The sequence below is a fragment of the Bacteroides sp. CAG:633 genome (assembly GCF_000435115.1).
In the GTDB taxonomy this organism is placed as follows: domain Bacteria; phylum Bacteroidota; class Bacteroidia; order Bacteroidales; family Bacteroidaceae; genus Bacteroides; species Bacteroides ndongoniae.
In genome coordinates, this window is record NZ_FR882971.1 from 1 (window position 1) to 22,644 (window position 22,644).

The window sequence follows — 22,644 nt, forward strand, 5'->3', positions numbered from 1 at the left end:
TTCTCAGAGAAAACTCCCAGCAAGTTCAACTTCACTTTCGTCGTATTGCTCACCTTGATATCCAGATTGGTACGAATATTCATTTTAGAGTATTTCAACTGTGTAGAGTATCCGTCGTTCTCCTCAGTAGGCTGATAAATACCCAAATTGTTCAGGTAATTCAACTGTGCATAATACTGCACCCTTTCACCACCTCCACTAATCGAGAAATTCACATTGTTGCCATAAGCATGATCGCGTAATGCTTCATCCCACCAATCCACATTGGGATAGAATTCCGGATACGTCTGGTCACGGAAGGCATCCAGTTCACGCTGGCTGTAACGAGGAGACAGTCCATCATTCTTCATGCCTTCGTTCAGCGCTTGCGCATACGTATATCCATCTACAAAATCGGGCAAACGATTAGGAGTAGAGAAATTAAACTCATATCCAAAATTAATTACCGGAGCATGAACCGCACCGCGTTTGGTCTTAATATATACTACTCCATTGGCTCCACGAATACCGTAAAGTGCCAACGATGCAGCATCTTTCAGAACTGTAACCGATTCGATCTCTTGAACGGTCAAAGAAGATATTTCCCGCTCAAATCCATCTACCAGAATCAACGGCGTACTGCTGTTGCTGGTTCCTACTCCACGTATATATAAGGTAGCGCCATCGTCCCAGGCATATCCTTCGTTTTGAAGAACTTGCAATCCAGGAATTAGTCCATACAATGAATTCGACGGGTCAATACTGGTCTTATGCGAAATCTGTTCGGATGTAGCCATTGCCCCTGCGACAGTCGATTCCTTCATATCGAAAGAAATACCTCGTCCATATTGTTGAATGCTGTCTGTTACTTGTGCCGTTGCTACGCATGGCAACAGTAAAAAAGCAGCGATAAATTTCATACTTCTTTTCATAAGTACATTCTTGTTACTTTGTTCATTGAATCATCTTTTGTTATTCCCATCCTGGGTTCTGTACAAGGCCATACCCTTTGTTCACCTCATTACTGGGGAAAGCACTCAAATACCATTTAGGAGAGAAACCACCGGGTTTCTGCCAAGCTCTTTCTGCTAATTGCGGGAAAGAGAAATCGTATTCTAAAGTATTCTTATTACGATAGACATTGATACCATGCAAATGCTTTGTAAAGTCAGCTTCACGTTTCCAGCGAATCAGGTCGAAGAAACGTACTTCTTCCCAAGCAAACTCACAAGCGCGTTCACGAAGCACAGCTTCACGGAATTCTGTCTTTTCGTCTTGCTCACCTTTCAGGACCAATCCCGGCAATCCGACACGAGCTCGTACTGCATTGACATACTGATAAGCCTCACTTGTACGTCCGCACTCGTTCAAAGCTTCGGCATACGACAAATAGACCTCTGCCAGACGCAAATACGGCCATTGGAAAATACGACCACTATACTCGTTTTTACGGTCAAGAGCAAATTTACGACCAGCTATACCAGTAGCCAAAGACTTGGTATCCAAAGAAGCGGCGCTACTGTTCCAATGTTTGCCGGCAGGATAATTATTGGGATCATCGCCTTTCTTCTGGAAAACTTCAGCTTTTGTACCCTGGAAGTCATCACCATCCAGCAGAATAGTCTCACTCAAACGAGGATCACGATTTATGAAAGGATTCTTACGGTGTTCCGGGTTATCCCAATCAAAATCAGTACCATCGGCCATAGGGAACATATCAAAACTTTCCTTGGTCGGGCACCAGCCACCCCAACGCATGGACTGTAATAAAAAAGAAAGATTGCTAGTCTTATAATGTCTGCGGACCGAAACCAGAGATTCGGTAGTACCACGTGTATAGTAAGCATCCTGGAATGCCTGACGGTACGTACCCGATGTATTCTTATCGACTAAACGATAGAATCCTTCACTAGCCATTGCATCAAAAAACTCCTTACCGGCTGCAGCGGCTGCTTCCCAGCGTTTCTGGTCATATCCGCCAAACCAAGTCATCAGTTGCGTAGAAGCTTCTCCCTGATAATAAGGAGAATCGGAATTAAATAACGGACTGGCAACAAACAACAACGTGCGAAGTTTCAAACCCATAGCCGATGCACGCGTCAGACGGCCACTCCAGTTGCTCAAGTCATCACCGGTCAGTGCCCAAGGTAATTCCTTACAAGCAATAGCCTCATCCAACAATTTTACAATAAAATCGACTGTCTCCTGTAGGGTGGCACGAGCCGGCAGATTGGTTTCCTCTACATCGATAGCATGATCGACAATAGGCAAAGCACCAAAATGACGCAACATTTCCGAATACTGCAAAGCTATAATAATCTTGGCTTCAGCCTTCAGACGCAGTTTCTCACTTTCCGACATGTCAGGAACCCGATCTACATTCTTTATCAAGATCCACGCATTACGAATACCTTGCCAGGAATAGCGGCCCTGAAACTTATATTTAGTCGCACCTTTCGCTGCACCAGTCTTATCCTCGGATGCCGCATTGTACACACCGCTATAATAAAGTTCTTCCGGACCACCATAACCAATACAAGACTGGCCAAGGTCTGTCAAATTTTCAAGTACACCGACCCACATGGCTGTCGTTGTATTCCACCCGGTCGGAAATCCGTAAGGCATCGTATAATAACTATACCATAATACCTGCTTTGCATATTCTGCAGTAGAGAAAATGGTATCGGCCGTGATGTCTCCTCCTGGTGCCTTCTGAAGAAACTTCTCGCCCAAAGCGAAGTCTTCGCATGAAGACAAGGATACCAATAAAGACAACACCAATAGATGAATATGTTTTCTTATCCTTTTCATGATTATTCGTTTTTAGTATTTAGAAACCAACTTTCAAACCCAGATTCACTACCATTACCAGCGGATACATGATGTTACCATTTGCATCCGATTCCGGATCTACAATCTTAAGTTTATCAAAAGTCAACAAGTTATAACCTGTAGCATAAACACGTAAGTTACCTACATGTAATTTCTTCAGGACTTTCTCCGAGAAGTTATATCCAATTTCCACGTTCTTCAGACGGATATAAGAAGCATCACGCAACCACAAGTCTGAATCCAAATAATTATTGGTCTTATTTACAAACGTGATAGCCGGTGCCTTAGCCGAGTTTCCTTTTTCCGGAGTCCAGGCATCCGTTACCTGATATTTCAACAAGGAGCGTGAATTGGTTGAACCAAACGGTTCGCGATACACGTCTTTCAACAGACGTGAAGTTTTTGTTGCTCCAGCCCACGTCATGCTAAAATCAAAACCTTTATAAGAGAAGCCCAGATTAAGACCTCCAGTCAACAACGGATAAATAGGATATCCGATGGCTGCTTTATCATTCTGGTCAATTTTGCCATCACCATTCAGATCTTTATATTTCACATCACCAGGCAACGGAGTGTAACCGGAACCATGATCAGGAATTCCGCCTTCCTTACCCTTTAGATTTTCGTAATTAGCAACATCTTCTTCTGAGAAGAAGCCATCATATTTATAACCGAAATTCTGACCTACCGGACGTCCTGTCTGACGCATATATTCATAAGGATAGTTCACTTCGTCCATAAATACAACCTTATTCTTTGCGTAAGACACATTAAAACCAATATTATACCCAAATTCATTGATCTGGTCTCTCCAATTCAAAGCAATTTCGAAACCTTTGTTATCTACCTTACCCAAATTGGCCGTAGGCAACGTCACTGCCAAATAAGTAGGCAATACCTGGCGGGTAATCAGAATGTCTTTACGATGTTCAATGAAGTAATCAAAATTAAGTTTCAGCTTACTGCCAAAGAAGTAGGCATCTATACCATAATTCTGTTTCGCTGCAGTCTCCCACGTCACATAAGGATTTCCTAATTTTGATTCCTTAGCTCCTTGCAACAAGATCTGGGAAGTATTTCCAAAGTAGAAACTGCCCTGTCCGGTTGAATATGAATCAGGCAAATACAAGAAACGGGAATTATCGCTGGTACGGTCATTACCTACAATACCGTAAGAAGCACGTATCTTAAGATAGTCAAGAACCGGCTTCAAAGGTTTCATGAAATTCTCCTCAGTCAAAATCCAACCAAGCGAAAAAGCAGGGAATAAGCCAAAACGATTTCCTGGAGCAAAATTCTCCGAACCATTATAACCGATATTCACATCTGCCATATAACGGTTGTTCCAGTCATAAGCAACACGTCCTACAAAACCAATATAGCTTCGGGGAATAGAGGCAAACTGCGAAGGTCCGCTTACATAGTAAGTCATACTTTGATTATACATAGCCAATGCGGACACATGATGCTTATCGAAATCACGCTTATAATTCAGCGCGAACTCCAGATACCAGTCCCTTGCCTTACCTGGGCTTTCCGAATAGCTCAAATTAGATTTATCTCCCACTCGGCGGAAATTATTGGTTCCATCTTCATTGGCAACCACTTCATAATACGGATACGAACAAGTGAATACTTTTGTCAGATTCATCGTATTATTATAGGAAGCTTTTACATGTGCTTTCAGTCCTTTGGTCAGGAAATCCAATTTCTGTTCCAACTGGAAGTCAAAGTTCAGTGTATTGCCATTACGAGTGTTATATCCTTTACCATAATAAGGATACAAAGCATCGCGTACAGTACCCGGCAGATTATGAGTCTTAGAATCAATCCATAACCATTTTCCATCTACTACACCAGCACCCGACATAGGCGGTGCCCAATAAATATCACGGAACAGATAACCGATATCACTACCATCATAATTAGGTTGATTCTTATTGTTCACCCGGCCACCCAAGTTAATACGCATCAAAGTAGTTTTGGTCAAATCAAAATCCAAATTCATACGATAGTTATAACGGGTATATTTGAAATTACCGTCATAATCGTCTTCAAACGATTTGAAAAGACCATCCTGAGTAAATACACCGATAGATGCAAAATAACGCACTCTCTCCGAACCACCGGAAATAGAGAAGTTATGCTGAGTCTGCAAGGCAGCCTTTTTAATCAACAAGTCTGTCCAATCAGTATCGGGGTAAGCCAACGGATTGCTATGAGTGCGATAAGCCTCAATAGCTTCATCAGTAAATGCCAATTGATCTTCTGCTACTCCGTCACGGCGTTGTGCATTGACATACGTTGTCGCATACTCGTAACTGTTTGCAAATTCAGGCAAACGGGTAGGCATCTGAACTGCAAAGGAAGTCGAAAAATTCATTCTCGGCTTACCTTCTGTTCCACGTTTTGTAGTCACCAATACTACACCATTCGCACCACGTACACCAAACACTGCAGTAGACGATGCATCTTTCAAGATAGTGATATCTTCTACTTCATTGGGGTCGATCTGGTTAAAAGAACGTTCCACACCATCCACCAATACCAACGGAGCAGACAAATCGGTAGAAAGAGAACCTACACCACGTATAAAGATAGTAGGATCATCAGCTCCCGGCTGACCAGTGCTCTGAATCGATGAAAGACCAGGCATTTTACCGGTCAAGGCATTGGAAAGACTGGAAACAGGAGTTTTCAACAGTTCTTTAGAATTAACAGATGCCATAGCACCAGTAACCGTAACTTTCTTTTGGGCACCATAAGCAATGATCTGCACTTCCTGGAGTTCCTGGATACCTTCATTCAGTTTGATGTCCAGTTTAGCCTCACCTTTGTAAACAATGGTTTTGTCTTCGTAGCCCACATAAGAAATCACAAGAGTAGCTCCAACAGGAACTTCTAACGTAAAGTGACCATCTACATCCGTAATCACACCATTTGTGGTGCCTTTCACCAACACACTGGCTCCAATTACCGGACCAAAATTATCCGTCACTGTACCTGTCACCGTTTTGCGATTCTGTTGCGTGATAGCAACTGCTGTTCCTTCCGACACAAGATTCTCTGAAGAAAAAGCTGTCTGCCCGAACAGTAAGGAGGCAGTCAACAGCCATACCTGCTTTTGAGGTATCTTCATTGGAGTGAAGAAGTTTTTCATCTCAATTAAATTTAAGTTAGTAACAATGTTAATTTAAACTCTATTCGCAATGATGAGTACGACAAATGTAGAGTATTCCTGCCGATCCCTCCTCCCACAAATATTCTAAAAAACGGTAAAAAACATACAAATACCCAATCACGTAAAAGACGTACAAAAAGCACCCTTTTAAGTACAATTTTACCCCATAGACACGTTACCTGATTTTCGGATTTCGCTTTGGCTTACAATCTTTTCCTCGCCTTATTAAGGTCCGTTTCGGTTCTCCAAGTATGAGAATAACATTCTCATAACTATGAGAATAGTTTTCTCATAAGCATGAGAATGGTCTTCTCATACCTATGAGAAACTAACGGAATAAAAGAATGCGTGCAAAAACTCAGTTAACCCGATTCTGAATCCTAATTTATGGAGTTATCAGAGATTAAATGCAGCTCACATTCCACGGGCTGGCCATGTTGGCAAAAGACAGTAAGTAGGGTATTTCCTTCCTGATGTTTCACAGAGAGTTTTTCGTCCTTACAACTCAAATTCCAAACACCCTTCAACAGAATCTGTTTAACTATTACCCGGCTTGGTTCCTTCGTTGTATAAGTCTTAGCACTTATATTCAGGTTAGGATCGCACACACTGATTCGGATACCTCCATTTACGTGCCGATACATTATCATCGCCTCTGCCGGTAGACGTAAAAGCAACTCGTCATCCGACAAGCTAACGGAATCGAACGCTGCGTAGGCGGTAATTCCAGTCTGTGCATCGCGCACAGCATGAACCGTATCATTACACAAAAGTACGGTATAAGTATTCTGCGCAGATATATTCTTCAAATCCTGCTCATTCGGCTGTATCCAAATCATATACTCATAACTTTCACCCTGAGGAGATTTACCATGATCAATCCAGGCCGAAGCAAACTCTCCATAGGTTACCTCTTTCGTTTTTTCATGGCGCGACTCCTGTCTGGCTATCTGTGCTCTGACTTTTCCATGTTTCACAAAATAATAGTTTCCGTAAGCATCCTGCAGGCAAAGCGGATTCAAGGTATCCCCCATCATTTCCAATGAACTCCCGACTTCTGTCATCTCATTATTTCCTAACCGGATGCTCATACCGTTTCGGAATACACTTTGAAACAGTGTCGTTTCTGTCGGATAATTCTCATTGCTGTTACGAATGCCTGTTCCGAGGCATATCAACCTGTCGTTAAAACAAAAGACAGACTTACGGGCTACGAAATCGGGTGTAAAATTCCGATAGTTCCTTTCCATCAGCTTCATGGCAAACATGCCGTTCGTACCTTCCAATGAAGAACTTCCTGAAAAATTCTCTTTGGAATGCGCCATCATTGTTCCCGTCAAGGGATTTTCCAACAAGTCGAATGGCAAATGAATCGTAGTGGTTCCCGGTAAACGATTCCAATCCCAGCCATTCTCCTCATATCCACTCAACCGCCGCGAAGGTTGGCCCATAATCTGAACTGATCCGTAACTCTGATACCGTCCGTATCTGTTATCGTTCTTATATATTTCCGATCCCCATACATCCGTATTATATCCCTTCAAAGTGACCATCCAATCCTTACGCCTGAAAATGCCGGCCGAACCGTAATTATACACCCAAAAACCTTCGGGAGCTTTAGCCGGCCTGATACCCTGCTCTTTGAAATAACGGGCTTCAGGCGTATCTTTTTCACAAAGCCGAAGATAATCGGCAGCCAAATGATGATCGAACTCACGGCCTTCGCCGGACAAATCGCCTGAAAGAGCCAGATAAGCAAAAGCCGCAACATCTTCCTCACCCATTGAAAAACCGAAAGGATGACGCCCGCTGATGCCTATCCCCCATTCATATTTATTACTATAATTACGCATGGCAATAAAAGCCGACTTTAAAACCTGCCGGGCATCAACCGTCAGTTCGTAGTCCGTATGAGTGGTGAGCGAAACAAACTGTCCAACCGTCTCCAGTACTCCCGTTGTATAGGCCGGATAAAAACCACCATGATGAAAAGTCGTTCCATCCACCTTGATACCGCCTATGGTTCCCGGCGTATATTGCAACGATGTAGACAGCCAACGCGAGAGTCCTTTCAATGCCCGTACCCGCTCTCTTTCATCTACAAACATCAAAGCCGACACGATTTTAGGCATCAGCAAGGTATGCCAGCTGTCCAGCAGTTCATCCCGTCCGTACTGGCAAGGCTTACGCGTTTCCTGCAAAGCAGACCAAAACACTAAGGCTGAAAGAATCTGGTCCCTGTCCCGATTCTTCCAAATAGCCTCCCGCATCAGCCATGCTGTTTTATAAATATCGCGAACCTGATATCCATAATGATGGTTAGTCCCCATGCCGCTTCCATAAGCAAATCCCTGATCAATAGCATATTTCCAAACCTGAAAATAATACTCAGCAGCCTGAGAAGAACCATTATAATACGCATCATAAGCAAAGCCAGACAACATGGTTTCCAAGTCATTCCACGAAATCTCACCTTTTTCCCGATTCAACTCGTCGGGTGCAACAAGCGGATCCCCCACAAACCCCGAACCCGAAGGGCGGATAGCGACCTGCTGAAATACAGAATATGCGTCAGAAACAGCTTTATCCATATCACCTTTTGAAGAACAAAGCATTTCCGTCAATCTGGATTCTATCGTCTTAAGCTCTGTTTGCTCCTGCAAAGTCAATGCAAAAGATAAAGGAATATCATATTCATATTGTTCCCATTGCCAGACACGACACCAATGCCATAAATCCCTAAAATCAAAAGAATTGTTGTAAGGCATCTGCATATCCGGAGTAGTCCGCTCATTGGTTTCAGTTTCAGGGAAGAGAAGGCGGTCTAAAAAGACACGTCCTTTCCGCTGAGGAGCAACTAACCTGCAGCCTGCAATATCCTTTCCTTCTTTACTGCCTGCCATATGCTGAAAACCAATCCAGCAGGCACGCCAGCCGGAGGAAGCCAGCCGGAACCCGAACTGATAAACAATCTTATTATCCGAAGAAAAAAATTCGAAACGAATAGAATCCTGTTGAGGAACTTCATTGTACATCCACAACGTAATGCCATATCGTTGTTTTACTTTTGACGTCAGTTCCAAAGGAGACTCTAACGGTATATACAATGCCGAACCGGGTTTATAATTCCACTCCAGGCACTTTGTTCCTTCTTTATAATAAAGAGAAGTCAACGCCAAATTGCCATTCCCGTCACACCGGAAACCAGCAGGTATTCCATCCTCAAATCCCATCACTTGTGCCGACAGATAACGAGCGACTGAAAATAACAACAAAAAACATAAGCATAATCTACGTATTATCATAGTATCTTGATTTTAAATGATCCGAATTATTTTTCCATATCCCGTTTCCGCTTCAAGGCTTCCAGAAAATAATAATCTGCATAAACCAACGGAACATCCACTTCACTTCCATGCGGAATACTGCCGACCGAATGCATCAGTAAAAATCCTCCATTCATACCCAAAGGCGATCGATATGCCGGAGATGATAAAGATTTCAGTATCAAATCGGCCGTTTTCCGATATTGCTCTTTACGAGTATACCCACTCAGCTCATAAAGAGCCGAAGCAGTGATAGCCGCAGCAGAAACATCACGTGGTTCATGAGGGATGTTTATTGCATCATAATCCCAATAAGGAACCAGATCATCCGGCATATTGGAATGAGTAAAAATGAAATCACACACTTTCTCGGCTTGTTTCAGATAAGCAAGATTCTGTGTATAACGATAACACATTGTATAACCGTATATGGCCCATGCCTGTCCACGAGCCCATGCCGACTCATCAGAGTATCCTTGAGCTGTACATCGGCTGCGTACTTCTCCTGTCTCTCCATCGTAATCGACTACATGAAATGAGCTTCCATCGCTGCGAAAATGATTTTGCAACGTTTTGTCTGCATGAGATACCGCTATACGATAATATGTCGAATCGCCAGACATGCGAGTAGCTTCGAACAACAATTCCAGATTCATCAAATTGTCAATGATAACAGGACATTTCCATCCCCTTTTCGCTTGCCAGCCCGAATGCACATTCCACGACTGGATAACTCCTGCTGCAGGGCGAAAACGAGTCGACAAGGACTGTGCAGCTGAGACAATAATCGATTTATATTGTTCTTCCCCTCCTAACCGGATACCATTCAAATAACTGCAACCAATGATAAACCCTACATCGTGAGTCGACTTGTTATATTGCACTTTTTCCAATAACGCAGTGTATCTCTCTGCCAGACTTTTCCAATGTTCGTCACCCGTCAATTCATAAAGATACCACAGACTGCCGGCATAAAACCCTGCTGTCCAATCCCATCCGGCAGTTGAAGCATACACCATCGTCCCGTCAGACTTTATCGTACGAGGAATGTGATTCTCTCCTCTATCCGTCAGTTCATTTAGTTGCGTGGCATACTGTTCGGTTGCAAATATCACATTTTCTGCAACAAATCCAACAGGATGATTATCCGCGATACAACTTAGAATAATCCAGCACAGTATTCCGGTACATAATCCTATTTTTATTGACTTTTTCATAGACACATAACTTTATATTTTTCAAACGGTCAACAAAGACATTACAAATGTAACCAAAAACACATTATATGATGTAGCCTAATATTCATGATAAGGGAAAAAGCATACGTTATCTGATAAAATCGGAGAATGTACAAAAATGACAGGCAAAACGTATAAAAGAAGACCATTTTTACCTAGAAAAAACATCTCCTCTTTAATTAAAAAAGCTATCTTTGCTTTTTATAAAACCGAAATACAATGAAAAAAGAATTTCTGCTAACCTTTTATCTTTTATTTCTATACTTTTTTCAGTGCTTTTCACAAAGCATACCTTTTCACCACCTGACAACCGACAATGGGCTATCACACAATTCTGTAGTATCCATTTATCAGGACGAACGCGATTTTATGTGGTTCGCAACAGCTAATGGACTCAGCCTATATAATGGAAAAGACTTCAAAATCTATCAAAAAGAGAAGGACAATCCTAACAGTATCCAGTACAACGACATTTATCAGATATTGGGTGACCGGAAAGGACACTTGTATATCCTAACAAATAGAGGAGCCTCAGAATATGACATATCCGAAGATAAGTTCACCCACCTGACAACTCAAGACGTAGCTGCAGGATTCTTTACCGACTCTTTATACATAGCTACTACTTACGAAATATTCAAATACAATGGAAGCAAACTTCGCCTCGTATATAAGTTAAACAATCAACGGAACATACGTCGGTTACTTGTATCCAATGATTCCATCTTCATCGGGACTAATCGTGGACTTTATCTGCTTCCCCCCTCCAAAGAATTGCAAACACTTATTCCCAATGGAAACATCAGTGACATCTTCAAAGACAGTAAAGGCTGCTATTGGGTGGCAGCACGTTCGGGTGAGGGTGCATTTCGCATACAAGGGAAACAGATAACCCATTTCGTACACGACCCCAATAATCCCGCCAGCATTAGTTCCAACTTCGTTCACCGTTTTTGCGAAGACCTGCAAGGAAATATCTGGATAGGCACCTTTAACGGTTTGAACAAATATAACCCAGTAAAAGAAGAATTCCGACATTTTGAAAAACAACAGACTCCGAAAAGTCTGTCCTATTCATCCATCTGGAGTTTGTATTGCGACCGTCAAGGTAATATTTGGGTAGGAACCTATTTTGGAGGTGTGAATTACTTCAATCCAAAGCAACAAGTATTTCGCGAATATCAACCCTCTCCTATTGAAGAAGAAGGGTTAAGCTCTAGTATAGTTAGCCGTATTACCGAAGACAATCGAGGTAACCTTTGGATAGGAACAGAAGGAGGCGGAGTGAACTTCTACAACAAGCAGACACAAACATACAAATGGTATACACTTGAAAAGCCTGAAAACGGAACTATGAAAAACAACATAAAAGCCCTCTACTACGATCCGCAACAGGAAGTATTATGGATGGGTATACACATGGGAGGACTTTACAAACTTGACATCAGAACAAATAAAGGTACACGTTATCTGAAACACACCCACAACCTGCCTTCCAATAATGTTGAATCTATACTCCCTTATCAAGGCAAACTTCTGGTTGCCACTGATAATGGAATCATTTTCTTCGATCCAACCACAGAAAAATGCGAACGTTTTTTCAAAAACGATGAAATGTACGAAAAAACGCGCTATAGCAAAGGACTTGTACTGGATAGTCGGGGCATTTTATGGATTATCAGAAACAATAACGGAGTATGTTCCTACAATCCAACGACCAATAAACTGTCTACTTACAAAGTAAGCCACGCCATTGAGCATAGCCTTAGTAGTAACAGTGTCAACTCAATCTATGAAGACAGCCAGCACCGGCTTTGGTTCTGTACCAACGAGAACGGATTAGACTTATATCATGCAGAAACAGATAATTTTGAGAATCTCGATGCTAGCCATAACGGACTCTCCAGTAACATTGTCTATAACATTTGTGAACTCGATAGCAACAGGCTGTTGGTTACTACCGACAAAGGTTTGTCCATCCTAAACTATAAGGAAAAAACATTCAAAAACTACAATCAGCTACCTTTAAGCTGCCTCAACGAAAATGCCCTCTACAGAACACGAAAAGGAGAAATCATCATCGGTGGAACTCAAGGAGCCATCTCATTCCACGAGCAGGATCTGAAACAAGAATCGCGTTCGTACAATATTCTGCCCTACCGACTATTTGTTAATGGTAGAGAAGTAAAAGTAGGAGACAAAAGTAAAATACTAAAACAGGATATCAGCTTCACCAAAGAAATTACACTCAGAGCCGGACAAAACATTTTCAGTATAGAATATACTACTACCGACTTTCTGCCTTTCAACAAAGCCAACATCATCTACCGTTTGGAAGGATTCTCTCGAAGCTGGAACGACCTGAAGCAGAATACTATTACTTATTCCAATCTGTCACCCGGCAAGTATACTCTGATTGTAAAAGCCGAAAATACCGACGAGACATTGGTTCCCCCCAGTCGGCTGACTATCCGGGTACTTCCTCCGTTTTATCTAACGGTTTGGGCTTATGTGCTTTACTTTATCATTCTGGTTTTGGCGGTATGGTACCTGAACCGAGTCTACAAAAGCCGTATCAGAATGCAGGAAATGCTGAAATATGAAAAGAAACATGCTGACGATATCGAACAGATGAACCAGTTTAAGCTGCGTTTCTTCACCAATATTTCGCATGAATTCCGAACTCCTTTATCGCTCATCATCGGGCAAATGGAAATGTTGCTCTCACGCCAGCTTTCGCCCGAAATTTATAACAAGCTGTTAGGTACCTACAAAAGCTGCCTGCAACTGAAAGGCTTGGTAACCGAGCTACTTGACTTCCGCAAGCAGGAACAAGGCTACATGAACATCAAAGTAAGCGAGTACAACATTGTAGACTTCGTATACGAGCATTATCTGCTCTTTGCCGACTATGCCAAACTGCGCAACATCACCTTCACGTTTGAAAAGAGCCATGATGACATACCGATGTGGTATGACGCAAAGCAGATGCAGAAGGTAATGAATAATCTGATATCCAATGCCTTCAAGTACACACCAGATGGAGGACGCATTTCTATCTCTGTCCGGAAAAGAGGCAATGAGGTCATTATCGAAGTAACTGACAACGGACAGGGAATCGCTCCCAAAGACATCGAAAGAATATTCGACCGTTTTTATCAGGCCGATCATATCAACTCTATGTCACAGGCAGGAAGCGGTATCGGGCTGTCACTGACCAAAGGTATTGTCGAACTTCATCATGGTACTATTGAAGTTTTCAGTAAAGAAGGAGAAGGCTCTACTTTCTGCATTCATCTGAAAACAGGAAACGAACACTTCACTCCCGAACAAATTTGTACTCAGCAAAACTGTCAGGATGCCTCGACAGGTATCGACCTGAAAGAATACAACCAGTACAAAGCCTACTTGGACAAACAGGAGATAGCCATGCAGGACAATGAAAACCCGAAAGAAAAATACAAAATCCTGATCGTAGAAGACAATGACTCGTTACGCGAAATGCTGGTAGGAATCTTCGAATCGTTCTATACGGTAGTCACTGCCACCAACGGAAAGGAAGGGCTGGAAAAAGTACGGACCGAGCAACCCAATATCGTACTAAGCGACATTGTTATGCCCGAAATGTCCGGAACAGAACTATGCCATGCCATCAAAAAAGACTTCGACCTCTGTCACATTCCGGTAGTGCTGCTCACGGCTAAAACAGCTATCGAATACAATATGGAGGGGCTGAAAATGGGAGCCGACGACTACGTAACCAAACCATTCAACATCAACCTGCTGTTGTCGCGTTGTAACAATCTGGTAAACAGCCGTATCATGCTGCAAGAGAAGTTCAGCAAACAACCCCAGACCGACATGCAGATACTGGCAACCAATACCCTTGATAAAAAATTCCTGGACCAGGCAATGGCCATCATTGAAGAAGAGATAGACAATGCCGACTTCAATGTAGACCAACTGGCTACCCGAATGGGCATTGCACGTACCAAGCTGTTTACTAAATTGAAAGCCGTCACCGGACAGACTCCTAACGACCTGATTATCACCATCCGTCTGAAACGAGCAGCCTACATGCTGAAAAACAATCCGGAACTGAACATCTCGGAGATTGCTGACCGTACAGGTTTCAACATTCCCAAATACTTCAGCAAATGTTTCAAGGAGAAATACCATATCAACCCGACCGCTTATCGAAAAGGGACAGACGCTTCTTCACCCGAAAATGCAAAAGAGGATGAAGAAAATGATGAAGAGTAATAAATGAAACATAAATCAAAAGAACAAATATCTATGAAAAAAATTCATTCGGCCATTATCGCATCCTTATCAGCGATATCACTCGTTCAAGCACAGGAAAAGCCCAATATAATAGTCTTTCTGGTTGACGACATGGGAGTTATGGATACTTCCGTTCCTTTTATAACAGATTCCAAAGGGAATGTTCTTCCACAACCTTTGAATGAATGGTACCGTACTCCCAATATGGAGCGTCTCGCCAATCAGGGAGTACGTTTTTCTACCTTCTATGCACAAAGTGTAAGTTCTCCCTCGCGTACCTCCATTATGACCGGACAAAATGCAGCCCGCCACAGAACCACAAACTGGATAAATGCAGAAAGTAACAACAGAGACCAGTTCGGCCCGTACGAATGGAACTGGAAAGGACTAAAATCTACTGACGTAACCTATCCTTCAGTACTTAAATCCGCAGGATACAAAACGATTCACGTAGGCAAGGCACATTTCGGATGCAACGACAGTTTTGCTGCTGACCCGTGTCATATCGGTTTTGATGTAAACATAGCCGGTTCTGCAATAGGACACCCAGGCAGTTATCACGGAGAGAATGGCTATGGCTGGATTAAAGGACAAAGAGCCAGAGCGGTTCCCGACCTGAAACAGTATCACGGAACCAATACCTTCCTTTCCGATGCGCTTACCCTTGAAGCTTTGAAAGAAGTAAAAAAAGCTGTGGACGAAGGCAAACCATTCTACTTAAATCTTGCCCATTATGCGGTTCACTCCCCCTTTGAAACCGATGAGCGTTTCATTAACCATTATCCCCAAGGAGAGAAAAATGACAAAGCCCGTGCGTTCGCTACTCTTATCGAGGGAATGGACAAGTCTTTAGGGGACTTAATGAACAAACTGGATGAAATGGGAATAGCCGAAAATACATTTATCATATTTCTTGGGGACAACGGAGGCGACGCACCTCTTGGCGATGCAGCCGATTATGGATCTTCCGCACCTCTAAAAGGGAAAAAAGGATCGGAATACGAAGGAGGTGTCCGAGTTCCCTTTATTGCAGCCTGGGCCAAACCCGATCCGTCCAACAAGTTTCAGAAACAGTTTCCAATAGCACAAAACTATGTGCAGACACAGTTTGGCACAGTAATGGACATATATCCTACCGTACTTTCAGTCGCAGGAGTTGACACTCCACAAAATCTGACTTTGGACGGAAGCAATATGAAGAAGCTAATGGCAGGAAAAAAAGACAGAAGCAGGAGAGATGATGTACTGACCCACTTTCCACACCAGCACCGTGGCAGTTATTTCACAACCTATCGCAAAGGAGACTGGAAGATTATCTATTATTACAACCCTGAAAAGGATGGTATTCCTTCTTATAAACTGTTCAATCTGAAAGAAGATCCATACGAAACGACCGATCTGGCGTCTGTCAATCCCCAGAAGCTTAAAGAAATGAGTCGTTTGATGATAAAAAGATTGCAGCTTGAGGATGCATTATATCCAGTTGACAAAGACGGTAAGACACTATATCCGGTAGAATTCAAACCACAACCATCCGAACAGCAATAGTTCTAACCTCTCATTTAGACATATTCACTAACCTAATAATTGCATCAATCATGAAAAAAAACATGGTATTACGTACATGGAGCACACTGTTTCTGCTCTTACTTATTACAACAGCATCGCATGCATACACCGAAAGGAACCTCCTTCAAAACGCGGTAAACAAAGAACAGCTGAAAGAAATACTTGTCATGGACGCCGCATGGGTGCCCTACCCTGCCTATGCCGACCGTGAAGGATGGAACGCCATGCTTTCTGATAAAGACAAACAGGCATTGATCCGAGCCGGAGAGAAAATGCTGAATTACCGATGGCAGGTAGTACGAGCTACAGACTATCTGGAATATGAACGCAGTGGAGAAAGAAACATCATGCAAAACCCATACGAAGCCAACAGAAAAGCCATCAGCACACTGATGATGGCCGAACTGGCTGAAGGAAAAGGCCGCTTTGTAGACCAACTTATCAATGGAGTGTTCTTCAGTTGCGAAATGACTTCTTGGGTACTGTCAGCCCACCTGACGCGTCAAAGTACGAAACGCTCGTTGCCCGACTGGCGCGAACAGGTCATCGATTTGGGCTCAGGAAACTACGGTTCTCTGTTGGCATGGGTGCATTACTTCTTCCATGATACATTCGACAAAGTCGATCCAGCAATTTCTCTACGCATACGCCATAGCATTCAGGAAAGAATAATGGATCCTTTTATGCAGAACGACCGCGAATGGTGGATGGCTTTCCACTGGAAACCGGGAGAAATCATCAACAACTGGAACCCCTGGTGCAACTCCAACGTATTGCAATGTTTCCTCTTGCTCGAAAACGACCGTAACAAACTTACGGAAGCCGTATGGCGCACCATACAATCTGTTGACAAATTTATCAATTTCGTAAAATCGGACGGCGCCTGCGAAGAAGGACCTTCATACTGGGGACATGCAGCCGGAAAGATGTACGATTATCTGCAAATCCTTTCGAACGGAACCAATGGGAAACTATCACTATTCAATAATCCGATGATACGCCGCATGGGCGAGTATATCAGCCGCTCGTATGTAGGAAACGGATGGGTTGTCAACTTTGCCGATGCCTCTGCAAAAGGTGGCGGCGATGCACCGTTGATATACCGCTACGGAAAGGCTGTCGGCAGCGAAGAGATGATACATTTTGCAGCATATCTCCTGCAAGGGAAACGCCCTACCATCCAATTGGGTAGCGACATTTTCCGAACATTGGAATGTGCGTTATTCAATAAGGAGCTTGAGCAGACTGTCCCCGAGCACTATATTCCGGCTTGCACATGGTATCCTGAAACCGAATTCTGCTACTTTACCAACAACAACGGATGGTTTCTTGCCACGAAAGGAGGTTTCAACAACGAAAGCCATAACCACAACGATGTGGGAACCTTTTCGTTATACATAAATACATTGCCTATGCTGATCGACGCCGGCGTAGGAACATATACACGCCAGACTTTCAGCAGCGAACGCTATTCCATCTGGACCATGCAGAGCAACTATCATAACTTGCCTGTCATAAACGGAGTTCCGCAACGCTACGGACAGGAATATAAAGCCACCAACGTAGTATGCCGTGAAAAGCAACGCTACTTTTCGGCCGATATCTCAACAGCTTACCCTGAAGAAGCAGCCGTAAAGAACTGGGTTCGCTCGTACAAACTTGGTAACAAAGAACTTACCATTACAGATAAATTCTCCCTGAAAGAAGCGAAAGCAGCCAATCAGGTCAACTTCCTGTCCTGGGGCAAGATTGATATAAGCAAGGCTGGAAAAGTGACTATCGAAGTAAAAGGGCAAAAGGCTACACTCGAATATCCATCAAACTTCAAGGCTACACTCGAAACCATTGAATTGCCCGACCCACGTCTTTCGAAAGTATGGGGAGAACAGATTTACCGCATTGTGCTGACCGACACACAACAGAAACTGAACGGCAGTTACAAATTCGTTATAAAATAACATTTCATACTACTTGCAGAAAGCCTTAAAAGCTAACTGCATAAAAAAGAAATGGGCAAATATCCTTCTTTATTAATTGGGATATTTGCCTATATTCGTCAATGCTTCGCCTATTTCTTTCATGAAGCCGGAAGCAACTCATCCGTACTTCCGCTTCACTGCATGACTCTTCCGTATCAGAATTCGCTCGTAAAATGGAACTTGATGTGCTTGAAGTCCATTTGAGCCATCTGCAATACGTAACCCGAATCGGCCAGGAACACGTCGCGGCCTTCGCGGTCCTTGGCCATGTACTGGTATTTGCGCTTCTTGAAGGCATCCAATTCGGCCGGATCGTCGCTTTCAATCCAGCAGGCTTTGTACAGACTGACGGGCTCCCAACGGCACTTGGCATTGTATTCGTTCTCCAAACGGTATTGGATCACCTCGAACTGCAACTGTCCTACCGTACCGATAATCTTGCGGCCGTTGAACTGATTGACAAACAACTGTGCCACACCTTCGTCCATCAGTTGGTCGATACCCTTGGCCAGCTGTTTCTGCTTCATGGGGTCAGCATTCTCGATGTATTTGAACATTTCGGGCGAGAAGCTGGGCAAACCGCGGAAGTGGAGCAATTCGCCTTCGGTCAGCGTATCACCAATCTTAAAGGTTCCGTTATCGGGCAAGCCGATGATATCGCCTGCCCAAGCCTCGTCGATGGTCGTTTTACGCTGTGCCATAAACTGTGTAGGACTGGAAAAACGCATTGTCTTGCCATGACGCACGTGATAGTAAGGAGCGTTACGGACAAACTTGCCCGAACAGATCTTACAGAAAGCCACACACGAACGGTGGTTCGGGTCGATATTGGCCGTAATCTTAAAGATGAAACCGGTGAACTTGGGTTCTTCGGGCATCACGATGCGTTCTTCGGCCTTCACAGGACGGGGACTGGGAGCTATCTCCACAAACGTATCGAGCAACTCTTCCACACCAAAGTTGTTCAGAGCCGAACCAAAGAATACAGGAGCCAGTTCGCCCTTCAGATAGTCGTCTACCTGAAACTCGGGATAAACGCCGTCTATCAGCTCCAGTTCGCTGCGCAACTTGTCGGCAAGGTTCTGTCCGATCCGGTTGTCCAATTCTTCGGTATGGATGTCAACCTCCACCTTTTCGGTTACGACCTGCTTACTGGGTTGGAAGAGGTTGAGCTTCTGTTCGTAAATGTTGTAAACACCCTTGAAGCGGGGACCACTCTCGATGGGCCACGTCAGCGGACGCACGTGAATATGGAGTTCTTCCTCCAGTTCGTCAAGAAGGTCGAAAGGATCTTTGGCTTCGCGGTCCATCTTGTTGACGAAGATGATGACCGGCGTGTTCCTCATACGGCACACTTCCATCAGCTTGCGTGTCTGCGTTTCCACACCTTTGGCACCGTCCACCACGATGATAACGCTGTCTACCGCCGTCAGCGTGCGGTAAGTGTCTTCGGCAAAGTCCTGGTGACCCGGTGTATCAAGGATGTTGATTTTATAGTCGTGATAGTCGAACTCCATCACCGAAGTAGTCACAGAGATACCACGCTGTTTCTCGATATCCATCCAGTCGGAAGTAGCCGTTTTCTTGATTTTGTTACTCTTCACGGCTCCTGCCACTTGTATCTGTCCGCCGAAAAGCAGCAACTTCTCGGTCAACGATGTCTTACCGGCATCGGGGTGTGCAATGATTGCAAATGTACGTCGTCTTTCTATTTCCTGATTACTTGCCATATATCTGAATTACTTTTCTGATTCTTCTAACAATTTTCCGATGCACTCGGCAAGCGACGCTTCCCAATGGGGAATCTCAATGCCGAATGTTTTCTTGATCTTCGTCTTGTCGAGCACCGAATACGCCGGACGGGGTGCCTTGGCCGGATATTCATCGGTATGCAAAGGACCGACCTTGCAAGTGGTGATGCCTGCCAGGCGATGAATGGCTACGGTAAAATCGTACCACGAGCAAACACCTTCGTTGCTGAAATGATAGATGCCGGGAACGATTCCCTGACGAATAGCGGCGAAGATGGCACGAGCCAAATCGCGGGCATAGGTCGGAGTACCGATCTGGTCGAACACAACTCCGAGCGACTCACGTTCATGACCTAGGCGGATCATAGTCTTTACGAAATTGTTGCCATAGATGGAGTACAGCCATGCCGTACGGATAATCATGGTACGGCTGCATTTCCGCATAGCTTCCTCCTCGCCTGCCAACTTCGTTATACCATATACCGAATTGGGGCAAGGCTGCATTTCTTCCGTATAGGGAATGTGCCCAGTACCGTCGAACACATAGTCGGTCGACACCTGTATCAATGCTGCTCCACGAGCTTCGGCAGCTTCGGCCAGGTAGCCGGATGCCAGATGATTGAGTTTATCGCACAGTTCGCGGTTGTCTTCAGCCTTATCCACGGCCGTATAAGCGGCACAATTCACAATCAGGTCGATTGCATGATCGCTTACAAAGGCACGCACAGCCTGCTCGTCGCAGATGTCCAGTTCCTGCACGTCGGTAAAGAAATAGGTATATTGTTGATTTTCGGCGGACAAAACCCGCATCTCATTGCCAAGCTGACCGTTGGCACCGGTTATTAAAATATTCATTTAAAAAATTGATACTTAAAAATATAATGTTACGATGAACAATTTTCGTCTTTGAGCAGAAGCCTTCTCCAGAAATCCTGTCACAGGTCTTCCAGTTCACCTTTCCGCTCCTTGGCATAATAGGCCGCCAGCATGGAAAGAAAACTGCTGATGGCTTCGATGGCACGTGCTGTTCCCTGAGTGATTTCCCGTTTCTGAAGTTTAAGCAGCAATACGCCATACAGGGCTTCGAAACAGGTTTCCAGTTCGGGTTCGTCGGTCTTTCCGTTTTTCTGGCGCAACTCCACGATGAAAGGCAACGCCTTGAAGTAAGCTGCGTTGTAGAACGGATATTTGGTAGACGACAACAGGGCGGCATGCAGGTCGGTCAGGTTCAGTATCACATTGCGGTTGATCTGCAGATGCCCCTTCTCCGTCACTCCTTCGGCACGCATCATCTCAATAAGGTTGCCATACCATTCCTTCAGCACGGCACGTTCTTCTTCGGGATAACGCGAAACGATGTTGCTGCACATACGGTCGATGTCGCACCCGTTGGCACGTATCAGATCTTCCACTTGCCACATATAAATAAGGTATTCGGCAATGTTTTCTTCTTTCAGTTTCTGTGCTACCTTCATACCACTCTTCCTGATTAATCTTCCAAATCTGCTTCTTTCGTCAATACAAAGATTCTCCCATCAACGTAAATACCAGTCCCACGACCGATACTATCACCACTATGCTTCCAATGATACGGTTCAGCATCCAGATGCCTCGCAAGTTGAAGCGAGTCCGCACTTTATTGACAAAATAGGTGATACCGAACCACCACGAAAGGGCACCCAATGCAATGGCCAGATAGCCCGTAACAGCCTCGAACAACAGCACGCCGGGACTGATGAAAGCAAAACGGGCGAAAAGTCCGACAAACAGCAATATGATGAGCGGATTGGAAAGTGTAACGAAAAAAGCCGTAATAAAGTTGTGAAAATAAGTGCCTTTGCTGCCCGAAACCGGACGGATGGACTGCACCGGATTGCTCCGGAAAGTATAGACGCCGAATGCCAGCAGCAGAATGCTGCCAAAAAGTTGCAGATAAAAGATGTTTTTATTCACATAGTCGAATACGAAACTCATTCCGTATCCCGTCAGCAACGCATAGAATATATCGCTAAGCGACGCGCCTATACCTGTCACGAAACCATACCAGCGTCCCTTGTTCAGCGTACGCTGTATGCAAAGCACCCCTACAGGACCCAACGGTGCCGACACGATGACACCTATAATAAAGCCCTTCCACAATATGTCCAATATGGTTTCAATCTGAATCATGGGTGCAAAGATAGTGCAAACCAAGGGAAGTACAAAGCGAAAAACGAGTTTTTGACTCTTGCGTTTTCACAGGCATGCCCCATAACAAAAGCAACACAAGCACGGTTTGCAGGCCATGCCAGCAATACACGTGGAAGTCGCGGGTTATGCTTGGCGGAATTACAAATAGAAGTCGCGGGAATTATTCGTCCGCCCCCACGGCATTGCTCGTAATATGCGAAGGGCTTGCTTGTTTCGTCAGCCAACTACCGATGTTGCAGGGCTAAAGTAAGTAGTTACGAACGTCAAGTGGCACTTTGAAAATGAAATAATGAATCATGCGGGTGAAGAATGGAT

General features: G+C 44.1%; 12 protein-coding genes. 3 read left to right on the plus strand and 9 right to left on the minus strand.

Annotated elements, in window-relative coordinates:
• The 5 genes from QVP67_RS01320 to QVP67_RS01340 form a co-directional block, all read right to left on the minus strand.
• Positions 1 to 899: TonB-dependent receptor plug domain-containing protein (locus QVP67_RS01320; RefSeq protein WP_288179774.1), on the minus strand; the 899-nt coding region annotated here is incomplete at its 3' end.
• Between the two features lie 52 nt (positions 900 to 951).
• The gene (locus tag QVP67_RS01325) at positions 952 to 2,790 is read right to left on the minus strand and encodes a RagB/SusD family nutrient uptake outer membrane protein (RefSeq protein WP_022161760.1); all 1,839 of its coding nucleotides are present in this window, start codon (positions 2,788 to 2,790) and stop codon (positions 952 to 954) included.
• 19 nt (positions 2,791 to 2,809) lie between these two features.
• The gene (locus QVP67_RS01330) at positions 2,810 to 5,950 is read right to left on the minus strand and encodes a SusC/RagA family TonB-linked outer membrane protein (protein WP_288179775.1); all 3,141 of its coding nucleotides are present in this window, start codon (positions 5,948 to 5,950) and stop codon (positions 2,810 to 2,812) included.
• Between the two features lie 422 nt (positions 5,951 to 6,372).
• A complete protein-coding gene (locus QVP67_RS01335; RefSeq protein ID WP_441293825.1) occupies positions 6,373 to 9,291 on the minus strand; it encodes a chondroitinase family polysaccharide lyase in 2,919 nt (972 codons plus the stop codon).
• 32 nt (positions 9,292 to 9,323) lie between these two features.
• Positions 9,324 to 10,535 carry a glycoside hydrolase family 88 protein gene (locus tag QVP67_RS01340; RefSeq protein ID WP_022161763.1) on the minus strand — a complete coding sequence of 404 codons (1,212 nt, stop codon included), beginning with the start codon at positions 10,533 to 10,535 and terminating at the stop codon, positions 9,324 to 9,326.
• Positions 10,536 to 10,775: 240 nt separating this feature from the next.
• Between QVP67_RS01340 and QVP67_RS01345 the strand changes: the two genes are divergently transcribed.
• The 3 genes from QVP67_RS01345 to QVP67_RS01355 all read left to right on the plus strand — a co-directional run bounded on the left by QVP67_RS01345 (position 10,776) and on the right by QVP67_RS01355 (position 18,367).
• Entirely contained in the window at positions 10,776 to 14,819 is a 4,044-nt protein-coding gene (locus tag QVP67_RS01345; RefSeq protein WP_022161764.1) for a hybrid sensor histidine kinase/response regulator transcription factor, read from the plus strand.
• A 33-nt stretch (positions 14,820 to 14,852) separates the two neighbouring features.
• Positions 14,853 to 16,388, plus strand: coding sequence for a sulfatase (locus QVP67_RS01350; protein ID WP_022161765.1), 1,536 nt, complete (start codon positions 14,853 to 14,855; stop codon positions 16,386 to 16,388).
• Between the two features lie 62 nt (positions 16,389 to 16,450).
• Positions 16,451 to 18,367, plus strand: a complete 1,917-nt coding sequence (locus QVP67_RS01355) for a heparinase II/III domain-containing protein (protein ID WP_288179776.1) — start codon at positions 16,451 to 16,453, stop codon at positions 18,365 to 18,367.
• Positions 18,368 to 18,543: 176 nt separating this feature from the next.
• Here the strand turns inward: QVP67_RS01355 and QVP67_RS01360 are convergent, their stop codons facing one another.
• The 4 genes from QVP67_RS01360 to QVP67_RS01375 all read right to left on the minus strand — a co-directional run bounded on the left by QVP67_RS01360 (position 18,544) and on the right by QVP67_RS01375 (position 22,308).
• A complete protein-coding gene (locus tag QVP67_RS01360; protein WP_022161768.1) occupies positions 18,544 to 20,118 on the minus strand; it encodes a peptide chain release factor 3 in 1,575 nt (524 codons plus the stop codon).
• 9 nt (positions 20,119 to 20,127) lie between these two features.
• Positions 20,128 to 20,994, minus strand: a complete 867-nt coding sequence (gene rfbD / locus QVP67_RS01365) for a dTDP-4-dehydrorhamnose reductase (protein ID WP_022161769.1) — start codon at positions 20,992 to 20,994, stop codon at positions 20,128 to 20,130.
• Between the two features lie 80 nt (positions 20,995 to 21,074).
• Entirely contained in the window at positions 21,075 to 21,614 is a 540-nt protein-coding gene (locus QVP67_RS01370) for a DUF4924 family protein (RefSeq protein WP_022161770.1), read from the minus strand.
• 40 nt (positions 21,615 to 21,654) lie between these two features.
• Positions 21,655 to 22,308 (minus strand): LysE family translocator, encoded by a 654-nt coding sequence (locus QVP67_RS01375; protein WP_022161771.1) that lies wholly within the window; start codon positions 22,306 to 22,308, stop codon positions 21,655 to 21,657.
• Positions 22,309 to 22,644 lie beyond the last annotated feature (336 nt).

Excerpts from the sequence above, each read along its gene's own strand:
- QVP67_RS01325 (WP_022161760.1), bottom strand. The coding sequence starts at position 2,790 with ATGAAAAGGATAAGAAAACATATTCATCTATTGGTGTTGTCTTTATTG.
- QVP67_RS01330 (WP_288179775.1), bottom strand. The coding sequence starts at position 5,950 with ATGAAGATACCTCAAAAGCAGGTATGGCTGTTGACTGCCTCCTTACTG.
- QVP67_RS01340 (WP_022161763.1), bottom strand. The coding sequence starts at position 10,535 with ATGAAAAAGTCAATAAAAATAGGATTATGTACCGGAATACTGTGCTGG.
- QVP67_RS01345 (WP_022161764.1), top strand. The coding sequence starts at position 10,776 with ATGAAAAAAGAATTTCTGCTAACCTTTTATCTTTTATTTCTATACTTT.
- QVP67_RS01350 (WP_022161765.1), top strand. The coding sequence starts at position 14,853 with ATGAAAAAAATTCATTCGGCCATTATCGCATCCTTATCAGCGATATCA.
- QVP67_RS01355 (WP_288179776.1), top strand. The coding sequence starts at position 16,451 with ATGGTATTACGTACATGGAGCACACTGTTTCTGCTCTTACTTATTACA.
- QVP67_RS01360 (WP_022161768.1), bottom strand. The coding sequence starts at position 20,118 with ATGGCAAGTAATCAGGAAATAGAAAGACGACGTACATTTGCAATCATT.
- rfbD (WP_022161769.1), bottom strand. The coding sequence starts at position 20,994 with ATGAATATTTTAATAACCGGTGCCAACGGTCAGCTTGGCAATGAGATG.
- QVP67_RS01370 (WP_022161770.1), bottom strand. The coding sequence starts at position 21,614 with ATGAAGGTAGCACAGAAACTGAAAGAAGAAAACATTGCCGAATACCTT.
- QVP67_RS01375 (WP_022161771.1), bottom strand. The coding sequence starts at position 22,308 with ATGATTCAGATTGAAACCATATTGGACATATTGTGGAAGGGCTTTATT.